Annotated in this window: 20 protein-coding genes; 6 read left to right on the top strand and 14 right to left on the bottom strand. The window is 55.3% G+C overall.

Going from position 1 to position 26,504, the window contains the following annotated elements:
- Nucleotides 1–250 precede the first annotated feature (250 nt).
- A complete protein-coding gene (emrD, locus tag AC6I8D_RS19395; RefSeq protein ID WP_312760504.1) occupies nt 251–1,444 on the top strand; it encodes a multidrug efflux MFS transporter EmrD in 1,194 nt (397 codons plus the stop codon).
- Here emrD and glpX read toward each other — a convergent pair.
- The 3 genes from glpX to AC6I8D_RS19380 form a co-directional block, all read right to left on the bottom strand.
- Entirely contained in the window at nt 1,434–2,444 is a 1,011-nt protein-coding gene (glpX, locus tag AC6I8D_RS19390) for a class II fructose-bisphosphatase (protein WP_031375612.1), read from the bottom strand. The two genes, emrD and glpX, sit on opposite strands and share 11 nt — an antisense overlap.
- A 96-nt stretch (nt 2,445–2,540) precedes the next feature.
- Nucleotides 2,541–4,052, bottom strand: a complete 1,512-nt coding sequence (gene glpK, locus AC6I8D_RS19385; RefSeq protein WP_312055973.1) for a glycerol kinase GlpK — start codon at nt 4,050–4,052, stop codon at nt 2,541–2,543.
- A gap of 30 nt (nt 4,053–4,082) precedes the next feature.
- Complete coding sequence (locus AC6I8D_RS19380) at nt 4,083–4,937, bottom strand: MIP/aquaporin family protein (RefSeq protein WP_312055974.1); 855 nt, start codon at nt 4,935–4,937, stop codon at nt 4,083–4,085.
- 405 nt (nt 4,938–5,342) lie between these two features.
- Here AC6I8D_RS19380 and zapB point away from each other — a divergent pair, with 405 nt between their 5' ends.
- Nucleotides 5,343–5,582 carry a cell division protein ZapB gene (zapB, locus tag AC6I8D_RS19375; protein WP_031375614.1) on the top strand — a complete coding sequence of 80 codons (240 nt, stop codon included), beginning with the start codon at nt 5,343–5,345 and terminating at the stop codon, nt 5,580–5,582.
- A gap of 54 nt (nt 5,583–5,636) precedes the next feature.
- Here the strand turns inward: zapB and rraA are convergent, their stop codons facing one another.
- The 6 genes from rraA to priA all read right to left on the bottom strand — a co-directional run bounded on the left by rraA (nt 5,637) and on the right by priA (nt 12,728).
- Nucleotides 5,637–6,122 (bottom strand): ribonuclease E activity regulator RraA, encoded by a 486-nt coding sequence (gene rraA, locus AC6I8D_RS19370; RefSeq protein WP_009088032.1) that lies wholly within the window; start codon nt 6,120–6,122, stop codon nt 5,637–5,639.
- A gap of 156 nt (nt 6,123–6,278) precedes the next feature.
- The gene (gene hslU / locus AC6I8D_RS19365; protein WP_031377652.1) at nt 6,279–7,616 is read right to left on the bottom strand and encodes an ATP-dependent protease ATPase subunit HslU; all 1,338 of its coding nucleotides are present in this window, start codon (nt 7,614–7,616) and stop codon (nt 6,279–6,281) included.
- Between the two features lie 10 nt (nt 7,617–7,626).
- Nucleotides 7,627–8,157 carry an ATP-dependent protease subunit HslV gene (gene hslV / locus AC6I8D_RS19360; RefSeq protein ID WP_031377651.1) on the bottom strand — a complete coding sequence of 177 codons (531 nt, stop codon included), beginning with the start codon at nt 8,155–8,157 and terminating at the stop codon, nt 7,627–7,629.
- 89 nt (nt 8,158–8,246) lie between these two features.
- Nucleotides 8,247–9,179, bottom strand: coding sequence for a cell division protein FtsN (gene ftsN / locus AC6I8D_RS19355; protein WP_312760510.1), 933 nt, complete (start codon nt 9,177–9,179; stop codon nt 8,247–8,249).
- Nucleotides 9,180–9,332: 153 nt separating this feature from the next.
- A complete protein-coding gene (gene cytR, locus AC6I8D_RS19350) occupies nt 9,333–10,370 on the bottom strand; it encodes a DNA-binding transcriptional regulator CytR (protein WP_312055976.1) in 1,038 nt (345 codons plus the stop codon).
- A 162-nt stretch (nt 10,371–10,532) separates the two neighbouring features.
- Nucleotides 10,533–12,728 carry a primosomal protein N' gene (gene priA / locus AC6I8D_RS19345; protein ID WP_497820610.1) on the bottom strand — a complete coding sequence of 732 codons (2,196 nt, stop codon included), beginning with the start codon at nt 12,726–12,728 and terminating at the stop codon, nt 10,533–10,535.
- 226 nt (nt 12,729–12,954) lie between these two features.
- Between priA and rpmE the strand changes: the two genes are divergently transcribed.
- Nucleotides 12,955–13,170, top strand: coding sequence for a 50S ribosomal protein L31 (gene rpmE, locus AC6I8D_RS19340; RefSeq protein WP_003851227.1), 216 nt, complete (start codon nt 12,955–12,957; stop codon nt 13,168–13,170).
- A gap of 97 nt (nt 13,171–13,267) precedes the next feature.
- On the opposite strand, the gene AC6I8D_RS19335 is transcribed toward rpmE, so the two are convergent.
- The 3 genes from AC6I8D_RS19335 to metJ all read right to left on the bottom strand — a co-directional run bounded on the left by AC6I8D_RS19335 (nt 13,268) and on the right by metJ (nt 17,275).
- Nucleotides 13,268–14,872: a filamentous hemagglutinin N-terminal domain-containing protein gene (locus AC6I8D_RS19335; RefSeq protein WP_497820609.1), complete on the bottom strand. Its 1,605-nt coding sequence runs from the start codon at nt 14,870–14,872 to the stop codon at nt 13,268–13,270.
- Nucleotides 14,873–14,941: 69 nt separating this feature from the next.
- Nucleotides 14,942–16,663, bottom strand: a complete 1,722-nt coding sequence (locus AC6I8D_RS19330; RefSeq protein WP_312760515.1) for a ShlB/FhaC/HecB family hemolysin secretion/activation protein — start codon at nt 16,661–16,663, stop codon at nt 14,942–14,944.
- 294 nt (nt 16,664–16,957) lie between these two features.
- On the bottom strand, nt 16,958–17,275 hold the full coding sequence (metJ, locus tag AC6I8D_RS19325; protein ID WP_003851225.1) for a met regulon transcriptional regulator MetJ: 318 nt from the start codon (nt 17,273–17,275) through the stop codon (nt 16,958–16,960).
- A 270-nt stretch (nt 17,276–17,545) separates the two neighbouring features.
- Between metJ and metB the strand changes: the two genes are divergently transcribed.
- The 3 genes from metB (at nt 17,546) to metF (ending at nt 22,253) form a co-directional block, all read left to right on the top strand.
- Nucleotides 17,546–18,706 carry a cystathionine gamma-synthase gene (metB, locus tag AC6I8D_RS19320; RefSeq protein WP_312760517.1) on the top strand — a complete coding sequence of 387 codons (1,161 nt, stop codon included), beginning with the start codon at nt 17,546–17,548 and terminating at the stop codon, nt 18,704–18,706.
- A gap of 2 nt (nt 18,707–18,708) precedes the next feature.
- Nucleotides 18,709–21,144 (top strand): bifunctional aspartate kinase/homoserine dehydrogenase II, encoded by a 2,436-nt coding sequence (locus AC6I8D_RS19315; protein ID WP_312760519.1) that lies wholly within the window; start codon nt 18,709–18,711, stop codon nt 21,142–21,144.
- 209 nt (nt 21,145–21,353) lie between these two features.
- Nucleotides 21,354–22,253: a methylenetetrahydrofolate reductase gene (gene metF / locus AC6I8D_RS19310; RefSeq protein WP_312057259.1), complete on the top strand. Its 900-nt coding sequence runs from the start codon at nt 21,354–21,356 to the stop codon at nt 22,251–22,253.
- A gap of 87 nt (nt 22,254–22,340) precedes the next feature.
- Here metF and ppc read toward each other — a convergent pair whose 3' ends face one another.
- Together ppc and argE are read right to left on the bottom strand one after the other, a co-directional pair.
- Entirely contained in the window at nt 22,341–24,992 is a 2,652-nt protein-coding gene (gene ppc / locus AC6I8D_RS19305; RefSeq protein WP_312057260.1) for a phosphoenolpyruvate carboxylase, read from the bottom strand.
- Nucleotides 24,993–25,347: 355 nt separating this feature from the next.
- Nucleotides 25,348–26,496: an acetylornithine deacetylase gene (gene argE, locus AC6I8D_RS19300; protein ID WP_497820608.1), complete on the bottom strand. Its 1,149-nt coding sequence runs from the start codon at nt 26,494–26,496 to the stop codon at nt 25,348–25,350.
- Nucleotides 26,497–26,504: the final 8 nt, after the last annotated feature.

The raw sequence follows: 26,504 nt of genomic DNA, 5'->3' as shown, positions 1-26,504 counted from the left end.
TTCAGGCAGATGGCTATTTTCGCGACTGCGCCGCGAGATTGCTAGCCTGCGCCCGGACAAAAGCTCTAATCGACAAACTGTTGCGTTACCTTTACAAGCTGGTTCATAAACTTGACGGGCGCAAGTCCGGCCCTTTTATGCTGCCGCTCGCTTTGTCATTTAATCCTGATATTTTTCACGCCATATCGAAACACTCAGCCGGTTAACGGCTGTTTTAGCCTCTTTTCTCAGAAAGATACGTTATACGAACATGATGAATAAACTGGAAAATCGCCGCTTGCTGGTGATGCTGATTGTGCTGGTAGCCGTCGGGCAGATGGCGCAGACCATCTATGTGCCCGCGATGGCCGCCATGGCTGACGCGCTAAACGTACGTGATGGCGCATTGCAACGAGTGATGGCAGCCTATCTGATGACCTACGGCGGATCGCAGCTGATCTACGGTCCGCTGTCGGACAGCGTCGGACGCCGGCCGGTGATCCTGGCGGGCATGATGATCTTCATGATCGGCGCGATCACTGCATTGATGGCCTCGTCACTCAATATGCTGGTGCTCGGCAGCGCGGTGCAGGGACTGGGAACCGGCGTTGCGGGCGTAATGGCCCGTACCATGCCGCGCGATCTCTACGAGGGACACGCGCTGCGCCGGGCCAACAGCCTGCTTAATATGGGGATTCTGGTCAGCCCGCTGCTGGCACCGGTGATTGGCGCTCTGCTGACCCAGCTGTTTGGCTGGCACGCCTGTTTCGCCTTCCTGCTGCTGCTGTGCCTGGCCGTCACCGCCTCTATGGCGCGCTGGCTGCCGGAAACCCGCCCTTACAGTGCGGAAGTGACGCCGTTCTTTAAGCGCTATGTCCGTTTGCTCAGCGACGCCAGTTTCGTCCGCTACCTTGTGCTGCTGATTGGCGCGCTGGCGGGGATTGCGGTGTTTGAATCGAGCTGTGGCGTACTGCTGGGCGGCGTCCTCGGCCTGAACAGTCTGACCGTCAGCATTCTGTTTATTTTGCCGATTCCGGCGGCCTTTTTCGGTGCCTGGTTCGCCGGACGCGAGCAGGGCTCGTGGCACAGCCTGATGTGGTGGGGCGTTAATAGCTGCCTGCTGGCTGGCGTGCTGATGTGGATCCCGGCCTGGTTTGGCGTGATGAATATCTGGACGCTGCTGGTGCCGGCGGCGCTGTTTTTCTTTGGTGCCGGCATGCTGTTCCCGCTGGCAACCTCGGGCGCAATGGAACCTTACGCTTGGCTGGCTGGCAGCGCGGGCGCACTGATTGGCGGGATGCAGAATCTCGGATCCGGTCTGGTGGCGTGGCTGTCGGCGCTGATGCCGCAGCACGATCAGTTCAGCCTCGGGATGCTGATGTTCTTTACTGCGCTGGTGATGCTGCTGTGTTGGTTGCCGCTCTCACGTCAGCCGGAGCGCGGCAACCAGCCGGTTACAGGATAAACGGATGGAGTGCCGGATCTTTACGGTCGAGGTAGTGAATCGACTGGATGCGGCGAATGGTGCGTGACTTACCGCGAATCAGCAGGGTTTCACTGGTGGCGATATTGCCCTGACGCGTGATGCCCTTCAGCAGGTCGCCGCTGGTAATGCCGGTGGCGGCAAACACCACATTGTCGTTGCGCGCCATCTCATCCAGCGGCAGCACTTTACCCGCTTCAATACCCATCTCAGCACAGCGCTGTAGCTCCTGTTCGCCCAGCCGCCGGTTCTCTTCGCTGTCGCCTTTAACCTGATGGCGCGGCAGTAACCGGCCCTGCATATCGCCGTCGAGCGCGCGGATCACCGCCGCTGAAACCACACCTTCCGGTGCGCCGCCGATGCCATACATCACATCCACTTCGCTGTCCGGCATGCAGGTCAGGATTGAGGCCGCAACATCGCCATCCGGGAAGGTAAACACCCGCACGCCAAGCTGTTGCAGCTCGCTGATGACCGCGTCATGCCGCGGCTTCGCCAGAATCGACACGGTTAACTGTGCCAGCGGTTTATTCATCGCCGCGGCAATATTTCGCAGGTTAGTTTCCAGCGGCAGGTCGAGATTGATCTGCCCACGCGCAGCCGGACCGACAATCAGCTTTTCCATGTACATATCGGGTGCATGAAGAAAGCTGCCCTTGTCGCCGACGGCCATTACCGCCAGGGCGTTCGCCTGGCCGAGAGCGGTCATGCGGGTACCCTCGATCGGATCGACCGCGATATCGACCGCATCGCCGCGCCCGGTACCGACTTTTTCACCGATGTAGAGCATCGGCGCTTCATCAATTTCGCCTTCACCGATCACAATCTGACCGTCGATTTCAATCGAGTTCAGTACGTGGCGCATGGCATGGACAGCGGCGCCATCGGCCGCATTTTTATCGCCGCGTCCTAACCAATGATAGCCTGCCAGCGCGGCAGCCTCGGTTACGCGGGAAAATTCAATCGCAAGTTCTCGTTTCATGGCATCTACCTGACAAAAAACAGGCAGGCAGTGTAACACAGCGGGGGAGTGCGGCGGGGAAAAGGCCCGCGACAGCAACGGTCGCGGGCGTTGATCTTACTCTTGTTCTTCCCATGCCTGCGCACGGGCAACGGCTTTCTTCCAGCCAGCATAACGGTAGTTACGCTCGGTGGTTTCCAGACTTGGGCGGAACTCACGCTCAATCACCGCTTTAGAGCGGACTTCATCCAGATCCTGCCAGAAGCCGACTGCCAGACCTGCCAGATAGGCGGAACCCAGCGCCGTAACTTCACGTACTTCCGGCCGCTCAACGCGGGTGCCGAGAATGTCAGACTGGAACTGCATCAGGAAGTTATTGGCAACTGCACCCCCATCGACGCGCAGCGCCTGCAGACGAGTATTGGCATCGTTCTGCATCGCTTCCAGCACATCGCGGGTCTGATAGGCGATAGACTCCAGCGTCGCACGGATGATGTGGTTGGCATTGGCACCACGCGTCAGGCCGAAGATAGCGCCGCGGGCATACGGATCCCAGTAAGGCGCACCCAGGCCGGTAAAGGCCGGTACCATGTAAACGCCGTTGGTATCTTTCACCTTCATAGCGAAGTATTCAGAGTCAGCCGCATCGCTGATCAGCTTCATCTCATCACGCAGCCACTGAATGGAGGCGCCGCCGATAAATACCGCGCCTTCCAGCGCATAGTTCACTTCACCGCGTGGACCGCAGGCGATGGTGGTCAGCAGGCCGTGGGTGGAGGTAACCGCTTCGGTGCCGGTGTTCATCAGCATAAAGCAGCCGGTACCGTAGGTGTTTTTCGCCATGCCAGGCTGAACGCACAGCTGGCCATACAGCGCGGCCTGCTGATCACCGGCAATCCCGGCGATAGGAATACGCGTACCGCCTTTACCGCCGATGTTGGTCTGGCCATAAACTTCTGACGATGATTTCACTTCCGGCAGCATTTCACGCGGGATATCAAGGATATCCAGCATACGCTGATCCCACTCCAGCTTGTGGATGTTGAACATCATGGTACGTGAGGCGTTGGTGTAATCGGTGATATGCACCCGGCCCTGGGTCATTTTCCATACCAGCCAGGTATCAACGGTACCGAACAGCAGTTCGCCACGTTTTGCACGCTCACGCGCGCCTTCCACATGGTCAAGGATCCACTTCACTTTGGTACCGGAGAAGTACGGGTTAATCACCAGACCGGTGGTGTGCTGGATATACTCTTCCAGACCCTCTTTCTTCAGCTTGTGGCAGTAATCAGCGGTACGTGGATCCTGCCAGACGATGGCGTTATAGATTGGCTTGCCGGTCTCTTTGTCCCAGACGATGGCGGTTTCACGCTGGTTGGTGATACCAATGGCTGCGATCTCATCGGAACGAATGTCGGCGTGCGCCAGAACTTCAACCAGCGTCGAGCTTTGTGACGCCCAGATATCCATCGGATCATGCTCAACCCAGCCCGCTTTCGGGTAGATCTGGGTGAATTCACGCTGCGATACCGCCACAATGTTGGCGTCGTGATCGAGGATCACCGCACGTGAACTGGTTGTGCCCTGATCGAGCGCGACAATATATTTTTTATCGGTGGTAGTCATAAATTCTGTCCTGATGATAAAAGGTGAAACTTACGCTTTACGCTGCTGAGTGCGCGCAACCGGTTTTTCTGCTGGAACACTGGCCGGTTCCTGAGCTGCACCTGGCAGATAACGGGCAATCAGTACGCGATAAGCCACGGCTCCCAGGCAGGCACCAACCAGCGGGCCAAAAATCGGCACGAGGAAGTAAGGGATGTCACGACCGCCGGTAAAGGCCACGTTACCCCAGCCTGCCAGCCATGCGAAGATCTTCGGTCCGAAATCACGAGCCGGGTTCAGGGCGAAGCCGGTCAGTGGACCCATCGCGCCGCCGATAATCGCTACCAGCAGGCCGATCAGCAGGGGGGCCAGCGGACCGCGTGGAATGCCGTTGCCGTCATCCGTCAGGCCCATAATGACCGCCATTAATACTGCAGTGATCACCATCTCAACCAGGAAAGCCTGACCAACACCGATGTGCGGGTTAGGGTAGGTAGAGAAGATGCCGGCCAGGTCGAGACTTTCAACCGTGCCGCGTACCATCTGATGACTCTGCTCGTAGTCGATAAACAGGCTGTAGTAGAGACCGTACACCAGTGCGGCAGCGCAGAAAGCGCCGGCAACCTGCGACACGATGTAGGGAACGACTTTACGCCCTTCAAAATTGGCGAACAGGCAAAGCGCAACGGTGATAGCCGGATTCAGATGCGCACCTGAAATGCCGGCAGTAAGGTAGGCAGCCATGGAAACACCCAGGCCCCAGATAATACAGATTTCCCACTGTCCGAAGGCGGCACCGGCGAGTTTCAGCGCAGCTACACAGCCTGCACCAAAGAAAATGATCAAGCCGGTCCCCAGAAATTCGGCAATACACTGACCTTTGAGCGTGTTAGTTGTCTGACTCATAATAATTGTTCCTGAAGCGAGGTTAAATTTTATCAGTTTTTGTTCTCAGTCCATGAGTCACCCAGCTTTATTGTAGGGCTGATGTAAATTTATCGTTAACGAACATAAACGAGAAATAGCGAAATCGTTTTTTGTGTACTGCGTCATAAAAATGCGCGTTTTCGCGTATTCTGACTTTCTTAAATCATCATTCGGCACTTACTGCCGCGGCCAATACGGACGGCAAAAGCAGAGCCGCGCTAAGCGCAGCGGAATCTTAGGGATTGGCTGAAAAGTGTTACAGACTGCGCCCGGCGCGCCCGCGTTGCTGGACTTGCGGGGTGAGGCTACATACAATCGGGACAACGTTGCTGGCTTACGCTGGCATCATCAACGCCTTGCAGGAATTTAGGAGAGGTCAGAAAGATGTCATTTGAAGTGTTTGAGAAACTGGAAGCGAAAGTACAGCAGGCGATTGATACCATCACCCTGTTGCAGATGGAAATCGAAGAGCTGAAAGAGCAGAACAACGCGCTGCGTAACGATGCGCAACAAGTCGCGGGCAACCACGATGCGCTGATGCGTGAAAATCAGCACCTGAAAGAAGAGCAACACGTGTGGCAGGAACGTCTGCGTGCATTGCTGGGAAAAATGGAAGAGGTTTGAAGCCTCAGCTGACGTGAAAACGGGTGCTCAGGCACCCGTTTTTCATGGCTGGCGTTATTCGAGGTCCAGCGCGTCTTCTGACAGGATAATACCGGTGTTATCGGCATAGAGATGGTCGCCGGAAAAGAAGGTGACGCCGCCAAAATTGACGCGCACATCGCTTTCACCAATCCCTTCACCCGCTGCACCAGCCGGAATCGCCGCGATCGCCTGAATGCCGATCTCCAGCTCTTCCAGCTCATCAACCTGACGAACTGAACCGTAAATCACCAGGCCTTCCCACTCGTTAGTGGCCGCCAGGCGCGCCAGCTGGGCATCGACCAGCGCCCGACGCACCGAGCCGCCGCCGTCAATCACCAGCACCCGGCCCCGGCCATTTTCTTCCAGCAGGTCATAAAGTAAGCCGTTGTCTTCAAAGCATTTCACTGTGGTAATCTGACCACCGAATGAAGTGCGCCCACCAAAGTTTGAAAAAAGCGGTTCAACAACATTCACTTCTTCATGGTAGATATCGCAGAGTTCAGATGTATCGTATTTCATAAGGGTTTCGTCTGTTTGCCACAGGAGCGGTAAGTATATCGCTTTATGCTGATTGTTGGCAAAATCATCAGTGGAAAAAAGCAGCGTTGCATCAAGAGCATGCATAAAAAAGCCCAACCGGATGGCTGGGCTTGAGAAAAGTAGTGATCGACCCGATTAGAGGATAAAGCGGCTCAGGTCTTCGTCGGCCACCAGTTCATCCAGATGTTTACCGACATAGTCAGCATCAATGGTGACGGACTCGCCGTGGCGATCGCTGGCGTCATAAGAGATATCTTCCATCAGACGCTCCAGCACGGTATGCAGACGACGCGCACCGATGTTTTCGGTGGTCTCGTTCACCTGCCAGGCCGCTTCAGCGATACGACGGATACCGTCGGCGGTGAAGTCGATGTTAACGCCTTCGGTGTTCATCAACGCTTTATACTGCACGGTGACCGACGCGTTCGGTTCAGTCAGAATGCGCTCGAAATCGTTCACGGTCAGCGCCTGTAGTTCAACACGAATCGGCAGACGGCCCTGCAGTTCCGGGATCAGATCGGACGGACTGGCCACCTGGAAAGCGCCAGAGGCGATAAACAGAATGTGGTCAGTTTTCACCATGCCGTGTTTAGTCGAAACGGTACAGCCTTCAACCAGCGGCAGCAGGTCGCGCTGAACCCCTTCACGTGACACATCCGGGCCGCCGGCATTCTGGCCGCCGCGCTTACAGATTTTGTCGATCTCATCGATAAACACGATACCGTGCTGCTCGACCGCCTCAATCGCTTCCTGCTTCAGCTCTTCCGGATTGACCAGTTTGGCCGCTTCTTCTTCCACCAGCAGCTTCATCGCTTCTTTAATCTTCAGCTTGCGTGGCTTCTGTTTCTGGCCGCCGAGGTTCTGGAACATCGACTGCAGCTGGCTGGTCATCTCTTCCATGCCTGGAGGTGCCATGATCTCAACACCCGGACCGCTGGCGGCCAGGTCGATCTCAATTTCTTTGTCGTCCAGCTGGCCTTCACGCAGTTTTTTGCGGAAAGACTGGCGGGCGGCTGATGGCTCGGGTGCCTGTTCTGGCTGGCCCCAGTTATTTTTCGCCGGTGGGATCAGCACATCAAGGATGCGCTCTTCCGCCATCTCTTCGGCGCGGTATTTGTTCTTTTCAATCGCCTGACTGCGGACCATTTTAATCGCAGAGTCGGTCAGGTCGCGGATGATCGAGTCTACTTCTTTACCGACGTAACCCACTTCGGTGAATTTGGTCGCTTCAACTTTAATAAATGGCGCATTCGCCAGTTTAGCCAGTCGACGGGCGATCTCGGTTTTACCGACACCGGTCGGACCGATCATCAGAATGTTTTTCGGTGTTACTTCATGGCGCAGCTCTTCGTCAAGCTGCATGCGGCGCCAGCGGTTACGCAGCGCGATAGCCACGGCGCGCTTAGCGCTATCCTGGCCAATGATAAAACGGTTCAGCTCGCTGACGATTTCGCGCGGAGTCATCTCAGACATGTTTTAATCCTTACGCCTTGGACGGTAATTCTTCGAAATTAACGTTATGGTTAGTGTAGATGCAGATATCACCCGCGATGTTCAGCGATTTTTCAACGATGTCGCGTGCACCCATCTCAGTATTTTCCAGCAGCGCACGGGCGGCTGCCTGGGCGAAAGGACCACCGGAACCGATGGCGATCAGATCATTTTCAGGCTGGATGACATCACCGTTGCCGCTGATGATCAGCGACGCTGACTCATCGGCGACCGCCAGTAATGCTTCAAGGCGGCGCAGCATGCGGTCAGTACGCCAGTCTTTGGCCAGCTCAACCGCGGCTTTCACCAGGTGACCCTGATGCATTTCCAGTTTACGTTCGAAGAGTTCAAACAGGGTGAAGGCATCTGCAGTGCCGCCAGCAAACCCGGCGATCACTTTATCGTTGTATAAACGACGCACTTTTTTAACGTTGCCTTTCATCACGGTATTGCCGAGCGTAGCCTGGCCATCACCGCCAATCACTACCTGGCCGTTGCGTCGTACACTTACTATTGTTGTCACGGGCAGACCCCTTGTTGCATTCGGAAAAAGGCTCCGCGCACCGGGCGCGGAGGTTCATGCAAACAGATATGGGGCGGGTTTGACGGGTTTCAACCCCCGACGGCGAGCGGAATACAGCTGGAGTGACCGGAACTGCGCAGGCGTTTCAGAGTGCTGTCGGCGGTGGCGCGGTCTTTATAAGGGCCGATAACCACACGATTCCAGCCGCCGCCGGTAGTAATCCGGCTTTCAAAACCTTCGAAGGCTAAGCCAGCACGTACCGATTCCGCCTGGTCAGTGCCTTTGAAGGAGCCACACTGCACCATCCAGCGCTGAGAAGAGGCTTTCTCGGCGGGTTTGGCTTTCGCGGTTTCCTGCGGTTTCGGTTGTGACACCGGTTCACGCGTAATCGGTGCAGGCTGCGTCTGGCGCTGTACGTTTTGCTGCTGCTGACGCTGTTGTTGCTGCTGCAATTGTTGCTGACGTTGCTGCTGTTGCTGCGCCTGCAACTGCTGGCGTTGTTGCTGCTGCTGTACCTGCTGCTGTTGGCGTTGCAGTTGCTGCAACTGCTGCTGATGTTGCAGCGTCTGCTGACGCTGGGCCGGCGTCTGCTCGTTCCACGGCACTTCGTTCAGCTGCGTTGGCTGCTGACGCATGTCGGCCTGCATCTGCTCCAGCAACTGGCGTTGCTCGTCGGTCAGCTGAGTCTGCGATTTCACTTCGCCGCCTGAAGAGGGCTCGATAGGCGTCGGCACGGTGACCTGACGATTTTCCAGCTCTTTGATGTACTTCCAGCGCTCTTCTGGCTTAGGCGGTAAGCCATTACCGTTGGCTTTATGATCCGTAATGACCGGCACGTCCTCTTTCTTGTGATGCGCCAGGAACCATAAACCACCGGCAAAGGTCACCAACACCGCAACCGCCAGTACAATCATCAATTTTGATGTTCCCGAACCGCCTTTACTCTTCTTGCCACGGCTGGGGCTTTTTTTGCGACGCGTCCCTGTTGAACGCCCGCGGCCTACATAATCTTTTTGTGCCACTCTCGTTCTGATACCCTTCAAAAAATAGTGCCAAATGGGCGAATCGATGGTTCTTATGCGCCCGGCAAGGAGTCCGCCATGTTACTTAAGGGTCGGAACTTTGACCAGCAGTGTTCGCCTTAAGAATCTACTGAAAAAAATGCCAGATTTCGCTTATTTTTCACGCTTTTTTGCTGGCGCCGTGCTGCCACGAATGGTTAGCCCGGCATCCAGCAGCCGCGATCCACTGCTGACGCGTTTGCCCTGCAGCTCATCCAGTAGCAGTAACATCGCTTCCCGGCCGATCTGATAACGCGGTTGCGTCACGGTGGTCAACGGCGGCTCGCAGTAACGCGACAGCTCAATATCATCAAACCCGACCACCGACAGATCTTCGGGTATCCGCAGTCCGCTGCGTCTGGCCTGATTCATCGCCCCGAGCGCCATAATATCACTGTGGCAGAACAGGGCGCGCGGCGGCTGTGGCAGCGACAGCAGCTGCTTCATCGCCGCCACGCCCGCTTCAAAGGTAAAATCGCCCCGTACAATATAGGTGGGATCAACGGTTAACCCGCTGCGGCGCATCGCCTGGACATAACCCTGCAGGCGATACTGACAGAGCGGCATCTCTTCCGGCCCGGCAATACAGGCGATTTGCCGGTGTCCCAGCTGCAGCAGATGGTTGACTGCTTCAAACGCGGCGGTCAGGTTGTCGATGTGTACGGTGGGCAGTGACATTTCCGGCGCAAACTCATTCGCCATCACCATCGGTGGCAGATTGCGCTGTTCGTCGACGCTGGCATCAAAAGGGAGCTGGGATCCCAGCAGCACCATGCCATCGATCTGCCGCGTCAGCATCAGGTTCAGAAAGGTTCTTTCCTGCTGATTCTGGTGTGCGCAGTCGCCAATCAGGACCAGATAACCCTCTTCGGCTGCCGTGACTTCGGCGCCGCGAATGATTTCGCTGAAGAAGGGATCGCAGATGTCGGGAACAATCACCAGAATGGTCTGGGTATCGTTGCGGCGCGCGTTGCGGGTCAGCCCATGCGGCGCATATCCCACCGCCGCAACCGCCTGCTCAACTTTCTGCCGGGTGGCGGCAGAGACTTTCTCCGGGTTCATCAGCGCACGCGAAACGGTGGCGGTCGAGACGCCCGCTTTTTCCGCTACGTCTTTCATAGTGGCGGCGGGCGGTTGTTGATTCTGCTCCAACACATGCTCCTGACGCGTTATGGCGCGTTCAATTCTGTTTTGCCTGACCTAAAAGCAAGCCGGGCAACATTGTTAACGATTGCCCGGCTGGTTGTTACTTAATTTGCATAAAAATTGTGACTTATGCGACTTTTTTCGATCTGGCTCGCAGTGTCACGCGCATCAGCTCTCGGTGGGATCGATATCCAGCGTCCATTTTACTTTGCGCGCGGCGGGCAGGGTGGAAACCAGCGGCAATGAACTGCTCAGTAACTGTTGCAGACGCTGACGCGAAGGATGCTGGACCAGCAGCTGCCAGCGCCAGCGGCCGCTGCGTTTTGGCTGCAGGGCAGGCAGGGGGCCCATAAACCACATCGCGCTGTCATTGAGCGGGCTCGACTCCAGCAGATTTCGCAGCTGCTGCAGGAATTCCGCCGCTTGCTGATTATCCATATCTTCCGCCCGGAACAGCGCGTGGCGGCTCCATGGCGGCAGGAACACCGCCTGGCGCTCCAGCAGCGCCTGCTGGGCAAAGGCGAAATAACCTTTATGCAGCAGGGTCTGCAACAGCGGATGTTCAGGATGGTGGGTCTGCAGCAGCACTTCGCCCTGTTTACCGGCGCGACCGGCGCGACCGGCAACCTGAGTGTAAAGCTGGGCAAACCGTTCAGCTGCACGGAAATCAGCGGAGAACAGCGCACCATCCACATCCAGCAGCGAGACCAGCGTGACGTCGGGGAAGTGGTGGCCTTTTGCCAGCATCTGGGTACCGACCAGTATGCGAGCGCCGCCGCGATGAACATCGGCCAGATGCTGCTCCAGCGCACCTTTGCGGCTGGTGGTATCGCGGTCGATGCGCGATACCGGGATGCCGGGAAACAGCGAGCCGAGCTGCTGCTCCAGCTGTTCAGTACCGACACCCACCGGCAGCAAATGGGTCGAGCCACATTGCGGACACTGATTAGGCAGCGGTCGCTGGCTGTCGCAATGGTGGCAGCGCAGCTGGCGGTGGTGCTGATGCAGCGTGTAGTAGCGGTCACAGCGCGAACATTCGGCAATCCAGCCACAATCGTGGCATAGCAGGGCCGGCGAAAAGCCACGGCGATTCAGAAACAGCAGCACCTGATTGTCAGCCTGCAGATGCTGGCGCATTTTGCCGATCAGCGCCGGTGCCAGGCCGCCGGTCAGCTGCACGCCCTTCAGATCGATCAACTGTTGCAGTGCCGGTCGGGCATTACCGGCGCGTTTCGTCAGGTCGAGCTGACGATATTTACCGCTGCGGACGTTATGCAGCGTCTCCAGTGCCGGCGTCGCCGATCCCATCACTATCGGGATGTTCTCTTCATGCGCGCGGAATACCGCCAGATCGCGTGCCTGGTAGCGCCAGCCTTCCTGCTGTTTATAGGAGCTGTCGTGCTCTTCATCAATAATGATCACCCCGGGGCGCGCCAGCGGAGTAAACAGCGCCGAGCGGGTGCCGATCACGATGGCCGTTTCGCCCCGTCGCGCGCGCAGCCATACCGCCAGCCGCTCACTGTCATTTAAGGCAGAGTGGAGCACATCGATCGGCGCATCGAAGCGCTCACGGAAACGGGCGATGGTTTGCGGGGTTAAGCCAATTTCGGGTACCAGCACCAGCGCCTGCATGCCGCGTGACAACACATTTTCCAGCACGCTGAGATAAACCTCGGTTTTGCCGGAGCCGGTGATGCCCGCCAGCAGCCATGCGGCATACTGTTCATCTTCTGCCCGGATTGCGCCAACCGCCATCGCCTGATCGGTATTCAGCCGCAGGCGTTCGCCTTTAATCGCGAAGGTGGTGCGCCAGTCATGCATCTGCGGCTGATGTTCATGCAGCTCACACAGACCTTTAGCCCGTAGCGCCTGCATTGCCGCATCCGTCAGATCGTGTTCGCTGACCTGATGACGATAGAGCGGCCGCTGACGCAGGGCGGCCAGCGCCTGCTGCTGTTTCGGCGCGCGTTTTAAGCTTTCGGGTGCCGTGGCGCGGCCCTGCTCGGTGATCACCCATTGCCATAATGGATTGTCCTGCGCCGGTTTACCCTGACGCAGCAGCACCGGTATCGCATGGCTCAGCACTTCACCGAGCGGGGAATGATAATAGCTGGCCGCCCAGTTGAGGATGCGCCACAACGACGGCGGATAGAGTGATTCACTGTCCAGCACCTCCGCAACGCGTTTCAGTTGCGCTTCCGGCAGATCGCTGTTGTCACGCAGCGCAACGACAATGCCGATCATTTTGCGGTTGCCGAACGGCACGCTCACGCGACCGCCAATCACCGGCTGCGCACCGACCGGGGGCAGATAGTCAAACAGACGGGGCAAGGGGACGGGCAGGGCAACCTGAACAACGGGCATAGCAATCTCTTTCCGGCTCAATCATCGGGGGAAGATAGTGTACACGCTGGCCCCGGTGGCGGGTATCTCAGCATATATTTGCAGCAATCAGAAGTTAGCTGTATAATGTTGCGCCTTCGGTGAGAAAGATCTTGCCGGAGTCCACCCTTTATTGTTCAACCGCGTGTGGTGCTGTGCGGGTTACGACCTGGTACGGAGAGCGACACGGCCTTATATGAGGTTTCCCATGAAACAAGGTATTCACCCGAAATACGAAGCAGTTACTATCAAATGTACCTGCGGCAACGAGATTCACACCCGTTCGACACTGACTCACGAACTGAACCTGGACGTATGTGGTAAATGCCACCCGTTCTACACCGGTAAGCAGCGTGAAGTGGCAACTGGTGGCCGTGTTGACCGCTTTAACAAGCGTTTCAGCGTGCCAGGCGCTAAAAAATAAGATTAAAAGGCACCTGAACCTGCGGGTTCGGCGGCAAGAAAAAACCCAGCTTCGGCTGGGTTTTTTTATGTCGTTTGCTTACAGGCGCATGCTTTTATTACAGACCGGTGCCCGGTACTGAGGGCGCCACAGGTTTATTCAGTTCAAGTGATGGTGTCATATAGTTACCATCCAGATCGCGGATACTGGCAATCTTAGGCGCATTAATGATGATGTTATCCGCCGTCATGGTGCCTGAAGTACAGAATATCCACCATACACAGGATGAATTACTGATTTTCTCATCGGTTGCCAGTGCTAAGGTTTCTGCTTTCAGGGTGCCGGTATTAGTGATTCCTTTATCACCAGATACACTTAATAGACCGGTAGTCTGCATAACCCCTTCATTGCGGACTTCTCCCGCCATAATAATGGCATTCTGAGCGGTCAGATTTGCAGCATTAGAGAACTTTTTAGCAGAAAGATAAGCCAGACTTTGCGAGGTGACATCGCCGCCTGACAGGAGGTTTATTTCCTTAACCGCATTCACACTGATTGCACCTGCCTGCAATGACCCTGAGTTGAGCACCTGGGTTTGGTAGAGGGCTTTGGTTACGCCGTCAACCGGGCCATAACCTGTCTCTATTACCAGATTATTCTCCGCTGTAATTTTACCTCTATTCTCAATATCACCCGATAAAGAAGCGATCTTTATATTGCCTGAGGTACTGATTGTCGCCTTTTCGCTATTATAAAAATTTCCCACTGTCGCAATGGTGGCATTAGCAGTGATTTTAATCGCCCCCTCATTATGGAACGCGCCTTTTATCTTTAATATTGTCTGATCAGAAGACAAATCACCTTTATTTATCATTCCGTTGCTGGCAGACGCACTGATAAGGCCACTTTCAACGGTGCCATTATTAGTTAACGCCCCATTAGACGAAATATAAAGGCTGTTGGCGTTAAGTATGCCACTATTATTTACTCCTGCTCCCGCCTCAGTGGTTTGCAGTTGAATAACCCCCGCCGTTACGCCTCCCAGCGCGCTTACATCGATACTGTTATCGTAACGCTGGCTGTTTCCGTTTACAGTTACCTGTCCCGACACGATATCGTAATCATAGCTACCTGCAATCGCGTTCAACTGGCTGGTTTCAATCTGCCCCATAACATTAATTTTTTGTGCCAGCAGATCGGTATAGTCGGCTCCTTTCAGGCCATTACCACTAACATTAATCGAACCTTGTTCTACTTTAAAGCCGGTTAATACGCCGTCAGAGAATTTTGGCGTGCCGGTGGTGAGCGTGGCCCGACCGGTATTAATAAAGCCACAGCCAGAACAGCTAATGCCGTTAGGGTTGGCGATAATGACATCCGCTTTTTGACCAGCAACTTCTATATAACCGTTGAGAAAAGACGGGTTTTTTGAAATGACTTCATTAAGAATCAGGCTGGCAGGACCTTCCAGATTACTGTTATGCGCAATATTACCGCTTTCACGGATTAAATCTGTTGTACTGTTGTTAATGATCATGCCCTGAGAGGGTACATTGAAACTCTGGTACATATTATGCGAAAGACCATTTGCATCGGCTTTATTAATGTTAACCACCGTTGAACCGTTTGCATGGGTGTAACTGTCAAGTGCAGCAAAGGCTGGCTGGCAGCTGAGCGTGGCCAGAGTCGCCAGAAATAATAGATTCATTTTATGCTTTTTCATTTTTATCCCTTAAAGTATTGATGTTTTTAACGCTGTGTACTGTGGTTATGTAAAATAATCCTCGTTTTCTCAGTATTTCCATTGCAGAGAGAAACCCAGCGTAAGAGGATCGGTGTGAAAGCCCTGTGGCTTTTTAAGTGGTGTGCCGGAAAAAAGGTCAAGGTAAGTTTGCCGGTATTTACCCCGTACACCGACAACGCTGCCGATAACCGTTTTTCCTGTGTAATATTGTTGACTGTAATGCCCATAAATCTGACCTGCATCCACACCGAGATAAGGTTGCACGGCTTTGCCGGGGACAATCCAGCTAATATCGTTGCGCCAGAACCATCCTTTATTATCCTGCAGCGAATTTTCGCCATCGAAGCCGCGCACCGTCCAGCGGTTTGCCAGCGAAAAACGGTTAAGCGAAGAGAGGTTATCGGGCGAATACTGCAGGCTAAAATGGGGTGAATAGTTCAGCCAGTTACCGTAAAAAGGAAAGTTTAGTGAGCCTTCCAGGTCAAGGGTGACAATCCTGCCCTGGTTATCAATAAGCTTATATTCCTGCTCAACAGTCTGATGACTACCAAACCATGGCATCTTCTTTTGATAACTCAGGCTGGTCGCAAGGCTGGCATTATCGTAACTGAGCTGATGTTGCAATACGGCTTTCCATCCCGCATTTTTTTTATGCATGCTGGCGAGATTGAAATCATTGAGCGCATAGCGTGATTCGGTATTAAATATTTGCAGGCCAGCGGTGGTGGTCTGATGCTCGGTGCGTGAGATCAGGCGATTAAGTTGCGCGCTGTAGTAGCTGTTTTTATTATTCAGCCGCCAGTTGGCCCAGTTACCGGTCATGTATTGCTGATACTGACTCTGACTGGCGTACAGATCGAGCCACCAGTAACCCCATGGCAGGGAATAGCCTATTGATTTATTACTGTTCCCTTTTACCGTATGCCTCGGCGCAATGTCCTGGCCATAGGAGACATATAATGTGTCGCTTAAAGACGTCAAATTATTTAAATAAAGTGCCCCTCCAGCCTGGTAACGGCCGGTTGCAACCGAACCCGCATCATTGATCCATGCTCCCACCTGCCAGTATTTATCCTGCTCGCGCTGGATATAAATATCACTTTCACCTTTATTGCTGCCCGGTAATAAATTAATCTTTACCCTCGAGCCCGGAACTCGCTGCAGGTTAAAACTACCTTGTTCGAGATCGCTAAGTTCGAGAATGTCGCCCGCTTTCAGCGGCAGGGTGTTTCTGAGATTGATATAATCGCCACTTGCTTTATTAACCACGATATTGCCAATTTTACCGGCATTGATTTCAAAGGTTAATGCATGATCTGACAGATTCTGATTAGGTAAATCAACCCGCGTAGTGATATATCCCAGCCTGATGATTTCGTTTTGCAATGTTTTTGCCAGCAGACTTATGCCCGCAATACCCAGACATTTACCTTCTGCCTGCGAGGTGAAATATTTTAATTTTTCAAGGTTAAGTTTTTCGTTATCCGGACTTAAATAAACCTTCTCGATTGTGTAGCAGTTCGATTCATCTGGAAAAGCGATCTCTTTATGCTTAATACGTTTTTGTTCAGACGCACTTTTTCCCGGTTTAGGGATTAATTTCTCTTTGCGTATTTGATCCTGCAAAAATGCATGCGTTTCGCTATTCTTTTCTGCCACAGGCAGCGCTGCACTCGCCCGGTCAGAAAAGGAAAAGATCGCCAGAGAAAACAGGTTAATAATTAATAAGAATGTCTTTGGTTTTTTTGTTATACATTTGACTGCCATCATGCTTCCTGCAAATAATTGCTTTTGCGGAAATCTTACGGAGTCAGCTAATCGGGAACAATAGTAATTCCTCCATTAACGCCTTGAATAGACTCTCATACGGGAATGAAATTCCCCTGCTAAAAATAGAATGGATATTAATAATTATCTTAATAAATTATTCTGGCAGAGATAAAAATCACCGCAGAGGAGGAAGGATAAAGAGGCATTAGCGCACAGAAAGGTCAGATGAGCAGCAGCTGTGTGGCGTCTGCTCATCTGAAACATAGCAATGTTAAGCGAAACAGGCCTGACGGATTAATATTCCCAGGTATCAGGATCGATACCCATGTCACGCATGATTTTTTTCGCTTCTTCCGGAATCTCATCGCTGCGCTCTTTACGCAGATCGACATCATCTGGCAGTGGCTGGCCGGTAAAAGCATGCAAAAACGCTTCACACAGTAGCTCACTGTTGGTGGCGTGACGCAGGTTGTTGACCTGACGACGGGTCCGCTCATCCGTTAAAATCTTCAGCACACTCAATGGGATAGAAACCGTAATCTTCTTGACCTGCTCGCTCTTCTTACCGTGCTCGGCGTACGGGCTGATATATTCGCCGTTCCATTCAGCCATGGGATACCTTAATTAATAAACGTTAAAAGTGAGGAAATCAGCGAATTATGCCTGATTTTTCCCTGCCTGACCCCTGATATGGCGGGTTTTCTTCGCTCACAGCGTCTGAATTGTCGGCTGAGCGCCAGGCGATGACGCATAATTTTAGCGGTTATTGCGTTTCTGCTCAATCTATACGCAAAGACATTTAGATGTCCAGATGTATTGACGTCTAATTAGAGGGTGATATCCTGTGCCTCAACATTTCACACTTCAGGAACAATAAGCCCTATGACGCGCAAACAGGCAACCATCGCAGTCCGCAGCGGTTTGAATGATGACGAGCAATATGGCTGCGTTGTCCCACCGATTCACCTTTCCAGCACCTATAACTTCCTGGATTTCAATGAGCCACGCGCACATGACTATTCACGTCGCGGCAATCCGACCCGTGATGTAGTGCAGCGGACGCTGGCCGAACTGGAAGGCGGGGCGGGTGCGGTATTAACCAATACCGGGATGTCGGCGATTCACCTGGTGACAACGGTGTTTCTGAAGCCTGGCGATCTGCTGGTGGCACCACACGACTGCTATGGCGGCAGCTACCGGCTGTTTGACAGCCTGAGCAAGCGCGGCGCTTATCGGGTGAAGTTTGTCGATCAGGGTGACCCGAATGCACTGCAGGCGGCGCTGGATGAAAAGCCGAAGCTGGTGCTGATTGAAAGCCCCAGCAATCCCCTGTTGCGCGTGGTCGACATCAGCGCTATTTGCGCGGATGCCCGCGCTGCCGGCGCCCTGAGCGTGGTGGATAACACCTTTATGAGTCCGGCGTTACAGAATCCGCTGGCGCTGGGCGCGGATTTGGTCATTCACTCCTGCACCAAATACCTCAACGGTCATTCCGATGTGGTGGCGGGCACGGTCATCGCTAAAGATCCTCAGCTGGCGACCGACCTGGCGTGGTGGGCCAACAATATTGGCGTCACCGGTTCGGCATTTGACAGCTATCTGCTGCTGCGCGGTATCCGGACTTTAGCGCCACGCATGGCTGCCGCGCAGCGCAATGCATTAGCCATTGTTGATTATCTGAAGCAACAGAAACTGGTGAAAAAGTTGTATCATCCTTCGCTGCCGGAAAACGCCGGACACGAGTATGCCGCGCGCCAGCAGCGCGGCTTTGGCGCGATGCTGAGCTTCGAGGTCGACGGTGATGAGGCTTTGCTGCGCCGCTTCCTGAAAGCGCTGCGGCTATTTACGCTGGCGGAATCACTGGGCGGGGTGGAGAGTCTGATTTCCCACACCGCGACCATGACGCATGCGGGAATGTCGGCAGAAGCGCGGGCCGCCGCCGGCATCTCCGACACGCTGCTGCGTGTTTCTGTCGGCATCGAAGATCACGAAGATTTAATTGCCGATCTGGATAATGCATTCCGGATCGCAGCCGAGGATTAAGCATGACGATTTCAGCAGGCGCGGGAACGCCGGATATCAGGCAGTTGCATAAATTTGGCGGCAGTAGCCTGGCGGATGCGCGCTGCTACCAGCGTGTAGCCAGCATTATGGCGGACTACAGCCAGCCGGGCGACATGATGGTGGTGTCAGCGGCAGGCTCGACCACCAACCAGCTGATTAGCTGGCTTAAGCTCAGCCAGAGCGATCGGCTGTCTGCGCACCAGGTGCAACAGGCTTTACGGCGTTATCAAAGCGAGCTGATTAGCGCGCTGCTGCCTGCTGAGATCGCTGAACCGTTAGTCTCAGCGTTCATCCGCGATCTGGAAAAACTGGCCGCCCTGCTGGATGGCACGCTGACCGACGCGGTGTATGCCGAAGTGGTCGGGCACGGTGAAATCTGGTCGGCCCGTCTGATGGCGGCGGTGCTGAGCCAGCGTGATATGCAGGCCTGCTGGCTGGACGCGCGCGATTTTCTGCGTGCTGAACGGGCGGCACAACCCCAGGTGGATGAAGGCAAGTCGTGGCCGCTACTGCAAACTCTGCTGGCACAGCATCCGCACCAGCGCATCGTAGTGACCGGCTTCATCAGCCGTAACGACGCCGGTGAAACGGTGCTGCTTGGACGTAACGGTTCCGACTATTCGGCGACGCAGATTGGCGCGCTGGCTGGCGTCGGTCGCGTCACCATCTGGAGCGATGTGGCCGGCGTTTACAGTGCCGATCCCCGTAAGGTTTCCGATGCCTGCCTGCTGCCGCTGTTAAGGCTGGATGAAGCCAGTGAACTGGCGCGCCTGGCCGCGCCGGTGCTGCATACCCGTACGCTGCAGCCGGTCTCGGGCAGCGACATTGATCTGCAACTGCGCTGCAGCTACCAGCCGGAGCAGGGATCAACCCGTATTGAGCGCGTACTGGCTTCCGGTACCGGCGCCCGTATCGTCACCAGTCACGATGACGTTTGCCTGATAGAGATTCAGCTGCCGGAACAGCACGATTTCAGCCTGCAGCATAAAGAGATCGATCTGCTGCTGAAACGCGCCCAGCTGCGTCCGCTGGCGATGGGCGTGCATCCCGATCGGCAGCTGCTGCAGCTCTGCTATACCTCTGAAGTGGTCAACAGCGCCTTTTCGCTGCTGCAGGATGCCGGTCTGCCGGGCCATCTGCAGCTGCGTGACGGGCTGGCGCTGGTGGCGCTGGTGGGCGCGGGCGTCACCCGCAATCCGCTGCATACTCACCGTTTCTGGCAGCAGTTAAAAGACCAGCCGGTTGAGTTTATCTGGCAGTCAGAAGAGCACATCAGCGTGGTGGCGGTGCTGCGCGTCGGGCCGACCCGGCACCTGATTCAGGGATTACACCAGTCGCTGTTCCGGGCGGAAAAGCGCATCGGCCTGATGCTGTTTGGTAAAGGTAATATCGGTTCACGCTGGCTGGAACTGTTCGCCCGTGACCACGAAAACCTGTCGGCCCGCACCGGATTTGAATTTGTGCTGGCCGGTGTGGCGGACAGCCGCCGCAGCCTGCTGAGCTATGACGGACTGGACGCCAGCCGGGCGCTGGCCTTCTTTGATGATGAAGCGGTGGAACGTGATGAAGAGTCGCTGTTTCTGTGGATGCGGGCGCACCCGTTTGACGACTTAGTGGTACTGGACGTCACGGCCAGTACGCCGCTGGCGCAGCAGTATCTTGATTTTGCCAGCCACGGTTTCCACGTCATCAGCGCCAATAAGGTGGCGGGTGCGTCGGACAGCCAGACGTGGCGGCAAATCCGTGATGCGTTTACCAAAACCGGCCGTCACTGGTTATATAACGCCACAGTGGGTGCAGGCCTGCCGATTAACTATACGGTGCGCGATCTGCGCGACAGCGGCGACACTATCCTGGCGATCAGCGGCATCTTCTCTGGCACGCTGTCGTGGCTGTTCCTGCAGTTTGACGGCACGGTACCGTTCACCGAGCTGGTGGACCAGGCGTGGCAGCAGGGCTTAACCGAGCCCGATCCGCGGGTTGATCTCTCCGGACAGGACGTGATGCGTAAGCTGGTGATTCTAGCGCGTGAAGCGGGATATGACATCGAGCCGGATCAGGTTCGGGTTGAATCGCTGGTGCCGGATAACTGCCAGCAGGGTTCGATCGACCATTTCTTTGAAAATGGTGAAGAGCTGAATGAGCAGATGCTGCAACGGCTGGAAGCCGCGCAGGAGCTGGGCCTGCTGCTGCGCTACGTTGCCCGTTTTGATGGCAACGGCAAAGCGCGCGTCGGTGTCGAAGCCGTGCGTCCGGAGCATCCTCTCGCCGCGTTGTTGCCGTGCGATAACGTTTTTGCCATTGAAAGCCGCTGGTACCGGGATAATCCGCTGGTGATCCGCGGTCCGGGTGCGGGACGTGATGTCACCGCAGGCGCAATTCAGTCAGATATCAATCGCCTGGCGCAACTGCTGTAATCCTTTCTTCTCAGGCGCTTCGGCGCCTGCTTTCTCTCCGTCCTCGCCCATTATGAATTTCCTTCAGGTTGAATGAAAATTTATCACCGTTGTTGATCATTTTTTAGTTGACGCTGAAGAAGGATTCGGTCATTTTGAACATCTGGACGTCTAAACGTATGGATGTTTGCAGGTCAACAGTTAACCGATGTGATCGATGAGGATGCAGGATGAGTTTCTTTCATGCCAATCAGCGCGAAGCGCTAAACCAGAGCCTGGCCGAGCTGAACGGGCAAATTAACGTCTCATTTGAATTCTTTCCGCCTCGTACCAGCGAAATGGAAGCGACGCTGTGGTCCTCAATCGATCGTCTGAGCAGCCTGAAACCAAAATTCGTCTCTGTCACCTACGGCGCGAACTCTGGCGAGCGCGATCGTACCCACAGCATTATTAAAGGCATCAAAGATCGTACCGGTCTGGAAGCCGCGCCACACCTGACCTGTGTCGATGCCACGCGGGAAGAGTTACGCACCATCGCGCAGGATTACTGGAACAACGGCATCCGTCATATCGTGGCGCTGCGCGGTGACCTGCCACCAGGCGGCGGTAAGCCAGACATGTACGGCTGCGATCTGGTCTCGCTGCTGAAAGAGGTCGGTGATTTTGATGTTTCGGTTGCGGCTTATCCGGAAGTCCATCCGGAAGCCAAAAGCGCGCAGGCCGATCTGATTAACCTGAAGCGCAAAATCGATGCAGGCGCGAACCGGGCGATCACCCAGTTCTTTTTCGACGTCGAAAGCTATTTACGCTTCCGCGATCGCTGCGTGTCGACCGGTATCGACGTAGAGATCGTGCCCGGTATTCTGCCGGTCTCGAACTTTAAACAGCTGCAACGCTTCGCCACGCTGACCAATGTACGCGTGCCGGGCTGGATGAATGCGATGTTTGCCGGGCTGGATGATGACGCCGAGACGCGCAAAATGGTTGGCGCCAACATCGCGATGGATATGGTGAAGATTCTGTCGCGTGAAGGGGTAAAAGATTTCCACTTCTACACCCTGAACCGTGCCGAAATGAGCTATGCCATCTGCCACACCCTTGGGGTGCGTCCTGCCGCCGCGGCGGCCTGATTCGTCCGCTTCAGCCAATAAAAAAGTCGGGATTATCCCGACTTTTTTATTATTACTACCCGGCGCGAGTGCCACGCCGGCACCGGCTTAACCGGTATTGCGCATGCCGGCTGCCACACCCGCAATGGTCACCATTAATGCCTGCTCAACGCGAGCATCCGGCTCATCACCGCGGGCTTCCTGAGCGCGCGAACGATGCAGCAGTTCCGCCTGCAGCACGTTAAGAGGATCGGTATAGACGTTACGCAACGCAATCGACTCAGCAATCCACGGCTGATCGGCCATCAGGTGAGAGTCGTTAGCAATGGTCAGTACTGCTTTGATGTCCGCATCCAGCTGGTCGCGCAGCTGTTTGCCCAGCGGCCAGAGTGACTTTTCGACCAGCCGCTGATCGTAATATTCCGCCAGCCACAGGTCGGCTTTCGAGAACACCATCTCCAGCATGCCAAGGCGGGTGGAGAAGAACGGCCAGTCGCGACACATCGCTTCCAGCTGATCCTGATGGCCCGCCGCCATCGCCTGTTGCAGCGCCGCACCAGCACCCAGCCAGGCAGGGAGCATCAGACGGTTTTGCGTCCAGGCGAAAATCCATGGAATCGCACGCAGCGACTCTACGCCGCCGGTCGGACGACGTTTAGCCGGACGTGAACCCAACGGCAGTTTGCCCAGCTCCTGCTCCGGCGTCGCTGAACGGAAGTAGGGTACAAAATCTTCATTTTCACGCACATAGCCACGATACATCGCACAGGAGTCGGCAGAGAGCTGATCCATGATGTCGCGCCATTCGCGTTTCGGCTCCGGTGGCGGCATCAGGTTCGCTTCAAGAATCGCGCCGGTATAGAGCGACAGGCTGGCGATGGTGACTTCCGGCAAACCATATTTGAAGCGAATCATCTCGCCCTGTTCGGTGACGCGCAGGCCGCCACGCAGGCTGCCCGGTGGCTGTGACAGCAGAGCCGCATGTGCCGGTGCGCCGCCACGGCCGATGGTGCCGCCGCGTCCGTGGAACAGGGTCAGCGAAATCCCGGCCTTTTCACAGGTTTTGATCAGCGCATCCTGCGCCTGATACTGCGCCCAGCTGGCAGCCATGACGCCGGCATCTTTCGCCGAGTCAGAATAGCCAATCATCACCATCTGTTTGCCCTGAATAAAGCCGCGATACCAGTCAATGCTCAGCAGCTGGCTCATCACGTCGTTGGCATTATTCAGGTCGTCGAGCGTTTCAAACAGCGGTGCCACCGGCATGGCATAGTTGATGCCCGCCTCTTTCAGTAGCAGATGGACCGCCAGCACGTCAGACGGCGTTTTCGCCATTGAGATCACGTAAGCGGCGATCGAGCCCTGTGGGGCTTCAGCCGCAACGCGGCAGGTTTCCAGCACTTCGCGCGTCTCATCGCTGGGTTCCCAGCTGCGCGGCAGCAGTGGACGTTTTGAATTCAGTTCGCGGATCAGGAAGGCCTGTTTGTCCGCTTCGGACCAGCTTTCATAATCGCCGAGGCCGAGATAGCGGGTCACTTCCGCAATCGCTTCGGTATGGCGGGTGCTCTCCTGGCGCAGGTCGATACGCACCAGCGGCACGCCAAAGCATTTCACGCGGCGCAGCGTATCCAGCAGCTGGCCGTTAGCGATGATGCCCATGCCGCACTGCTGCAGCGACTGATAAATGGCATACAGCGGATCCCATAGCTGATCGTTTGAGACCAGCAGATCTGCCGGACGCGGCAGACGCTCGCCTTTCAGACGACGCTCAAGGAATGCCTGCGTGGTCATCAGCTGACTGCGCAGACGTTTCAGGATCATCCGGTAAGGTTCCAGCGCGTCCGGATCGCCGCTCAGTCGGCGCACTTCTTCGCTGCACTCAGACATCGACAGCTCAGAGATCAGCACGCCGATGTCGCGCAGGAACAGATCGGCCGCTTTCCAGCGGCTCAGTTGCATCGCGTGGCGGGTAATGGCGGCCGTGACGTTAGGGTTGCCGTCACGATCGCCGCCCATCCATGAGGTGAACTGCACCGGCACGAAATCGACCGGCAGCTTAATGCCGAAGGCGTCTTCGACCTGCTCGTTCAGCTCGCGCAGAAAGGCCGGAACGCCTTCCCATAAGCTGTTTTCGACCACCGCAAAGCCCCATTTGGCTTCATCAATCGGGGTCGGACGATATTTGCGGATTTCATCGGTGTGCCAGGCCTGCGCCACCAGCTGGCGCAGACGGCGCATAATCTGGTTACGTTCGTAGTCGGAAATGTCACTGTGATCGAGTTGCTTGAGGCAACTATTGACCTCCACCAGCTTGTGAATCAGCGTGCGGCGGGTGATTTCGGTCGGGTGCGCAGTCAGCACCAGCTCCAGCGACAGCGACTCAATCGCCTCGCGGATTGCGGCTTCGCTGATATTTTTCTGCTGTTTCAGGGTCTCGAAGGTCTTTTTCAGCAGTTCAGGATGGTTTGCGCCTTCACCGCTGTGCGAAATGGTCTGATACTGCTCAGCCACGTTGGTGAGGTTGAGAAACTGGCTAAATGCGCGGGCCACCGGCAGTAACTCGTCATTGGAGAGGTTTTGCAGCGTATTAAGCAGTTCCTTACGATGAGTGTCATTGCCTGCACGGGATGACTTGGAGAGCTTACGGATGGTTTCCACCCGGTCGAGGATGTTCTCGCCCAGCGCATCCTTAATCGTATCCCCGAGCAGTTTGCCGAGCATACTGACATTACTTCGCATTGCGGAATATTGTTCGTTCATTGGACCCTGACACCCTTATCGTCTTGAAAAACTTCTATACCCGACCCTTTTCAGGCAGCAGAAATAGCAGCAACTTTATCTTCCCGGTAATGTACGGGGAATTTGCTCAGTTGCCGCCTGTCTGCAATCTGAAAATATCTGGATAGTCACCCGGTGGGCATAACATCGTCTTTTATCTAGCCACGTAAACCGGTCCACGTCAATTGCGTTAAAGTGGCGCGAACATGCGGCTAACTAACCGAAATTCATCGAATTTATTCAGAGCAGAGCGGGATAAGTTATTCTTATTGTTAAATCCCGCAGAATGACCGGGCATTTTACTGATATCACAGTGAAATGCCCCATTTGCTGTTAATCAGTGACAAAAATGCTGCACAACCTGACTGATAAGCGCCCGCGTCGGCTTAATAAATGCGGTATCAATAAATTCGTCCGGCTGGTGCGCCTGATTGATCGAGCCTGGACCCAGTACCAGCGTCGGGCAGAGCTGCTGAATAAACGGCGCTTCGGTGCAGTAGTTCACCACTTCGGTTGGCGTGCCGAGCAGTTTCTCGACCACGCTGACCAGTTCATGGTTCGCCGGACATTCATAGCCGGGAATCGGCGGATGCAGCTCTGCGACCGTCACACGACCAGGCCAGCGCGCACTGACCGGTGCCAGCGCGTCGTTCAGCAGTCCATCCAGATCGCTGAGCGATAAGCCTGGCAACGGCCGGATATCCATATGCAGTTCACAGCAGGCGCAGATGCGGTTAGCCGCATCGCCACCGTGAATATGGCCAAAGTTCATGGTGGGATAAGGAATGGCGAAGCCATCGTGGTGATAGCGCTCTTTCAGCGTATTGCGCAACTGCATCAGATGGGTGATCGATTCATGCATCAGTTCAATCGCGTTAACACCACGCGCCGGATCGCTGGAGTGGCCCGACTTACCTTCAATACGGATCGCGTTTGACAGGTGCCCTTTGTGCGCCCGAACCGGCTTGAGTGAGGTCGGTTCGCCAATGATGGCGCAATCCGGACGCAGCTGCGTCGATTCAGAAAAATATTTAGCGCCGGCCATGGTGGTCTCTTCATCAGCGGTGGCGAGAATGTAGAGCGGCTTGCTCAGCGTTGTCACATCCACATCCCGCAGCGTATCGAGAATAAAGGCGAAGAAGCCTTTCATGTCGGCGGTGCCGAGGCCGTAGAGCTTGTTGTCGTGCTCGGTCAGGGTAAAGGGATCGCGGGTCCAGCGGCCATCGTCGAACGGCACGGTGTCAGTATGACCGGCTAATAACAGCCCGCCTGCGCCGTCACCGGTGCGGGCCAGCATATTAAATTTATGCCGGGTGCCGGGCACCGGCTGCACTTCAACGCTGAAGCCAAGGTCGCGAAACCAGCCAGCCAGCAAATTGATTAAAGTTTCATTACTCTGGTCCAGTGCGGCATCGGTTGCGCTGATTGACGGTGTGGCGATCAACTGGCGGTAGAGTTCGATAAAAGGCGGTAATTTTGTCTTCACTGTTGACG

The sequence above is a fragment of the Pantoea sp. X-Soil-MYKO-1785 genome (genome assembly GCF_059730675.1).
Note: the sequence above shows the minus strand (reverse complement) of the source record. Positions and strands in the feature narration are given on the sequence as shown.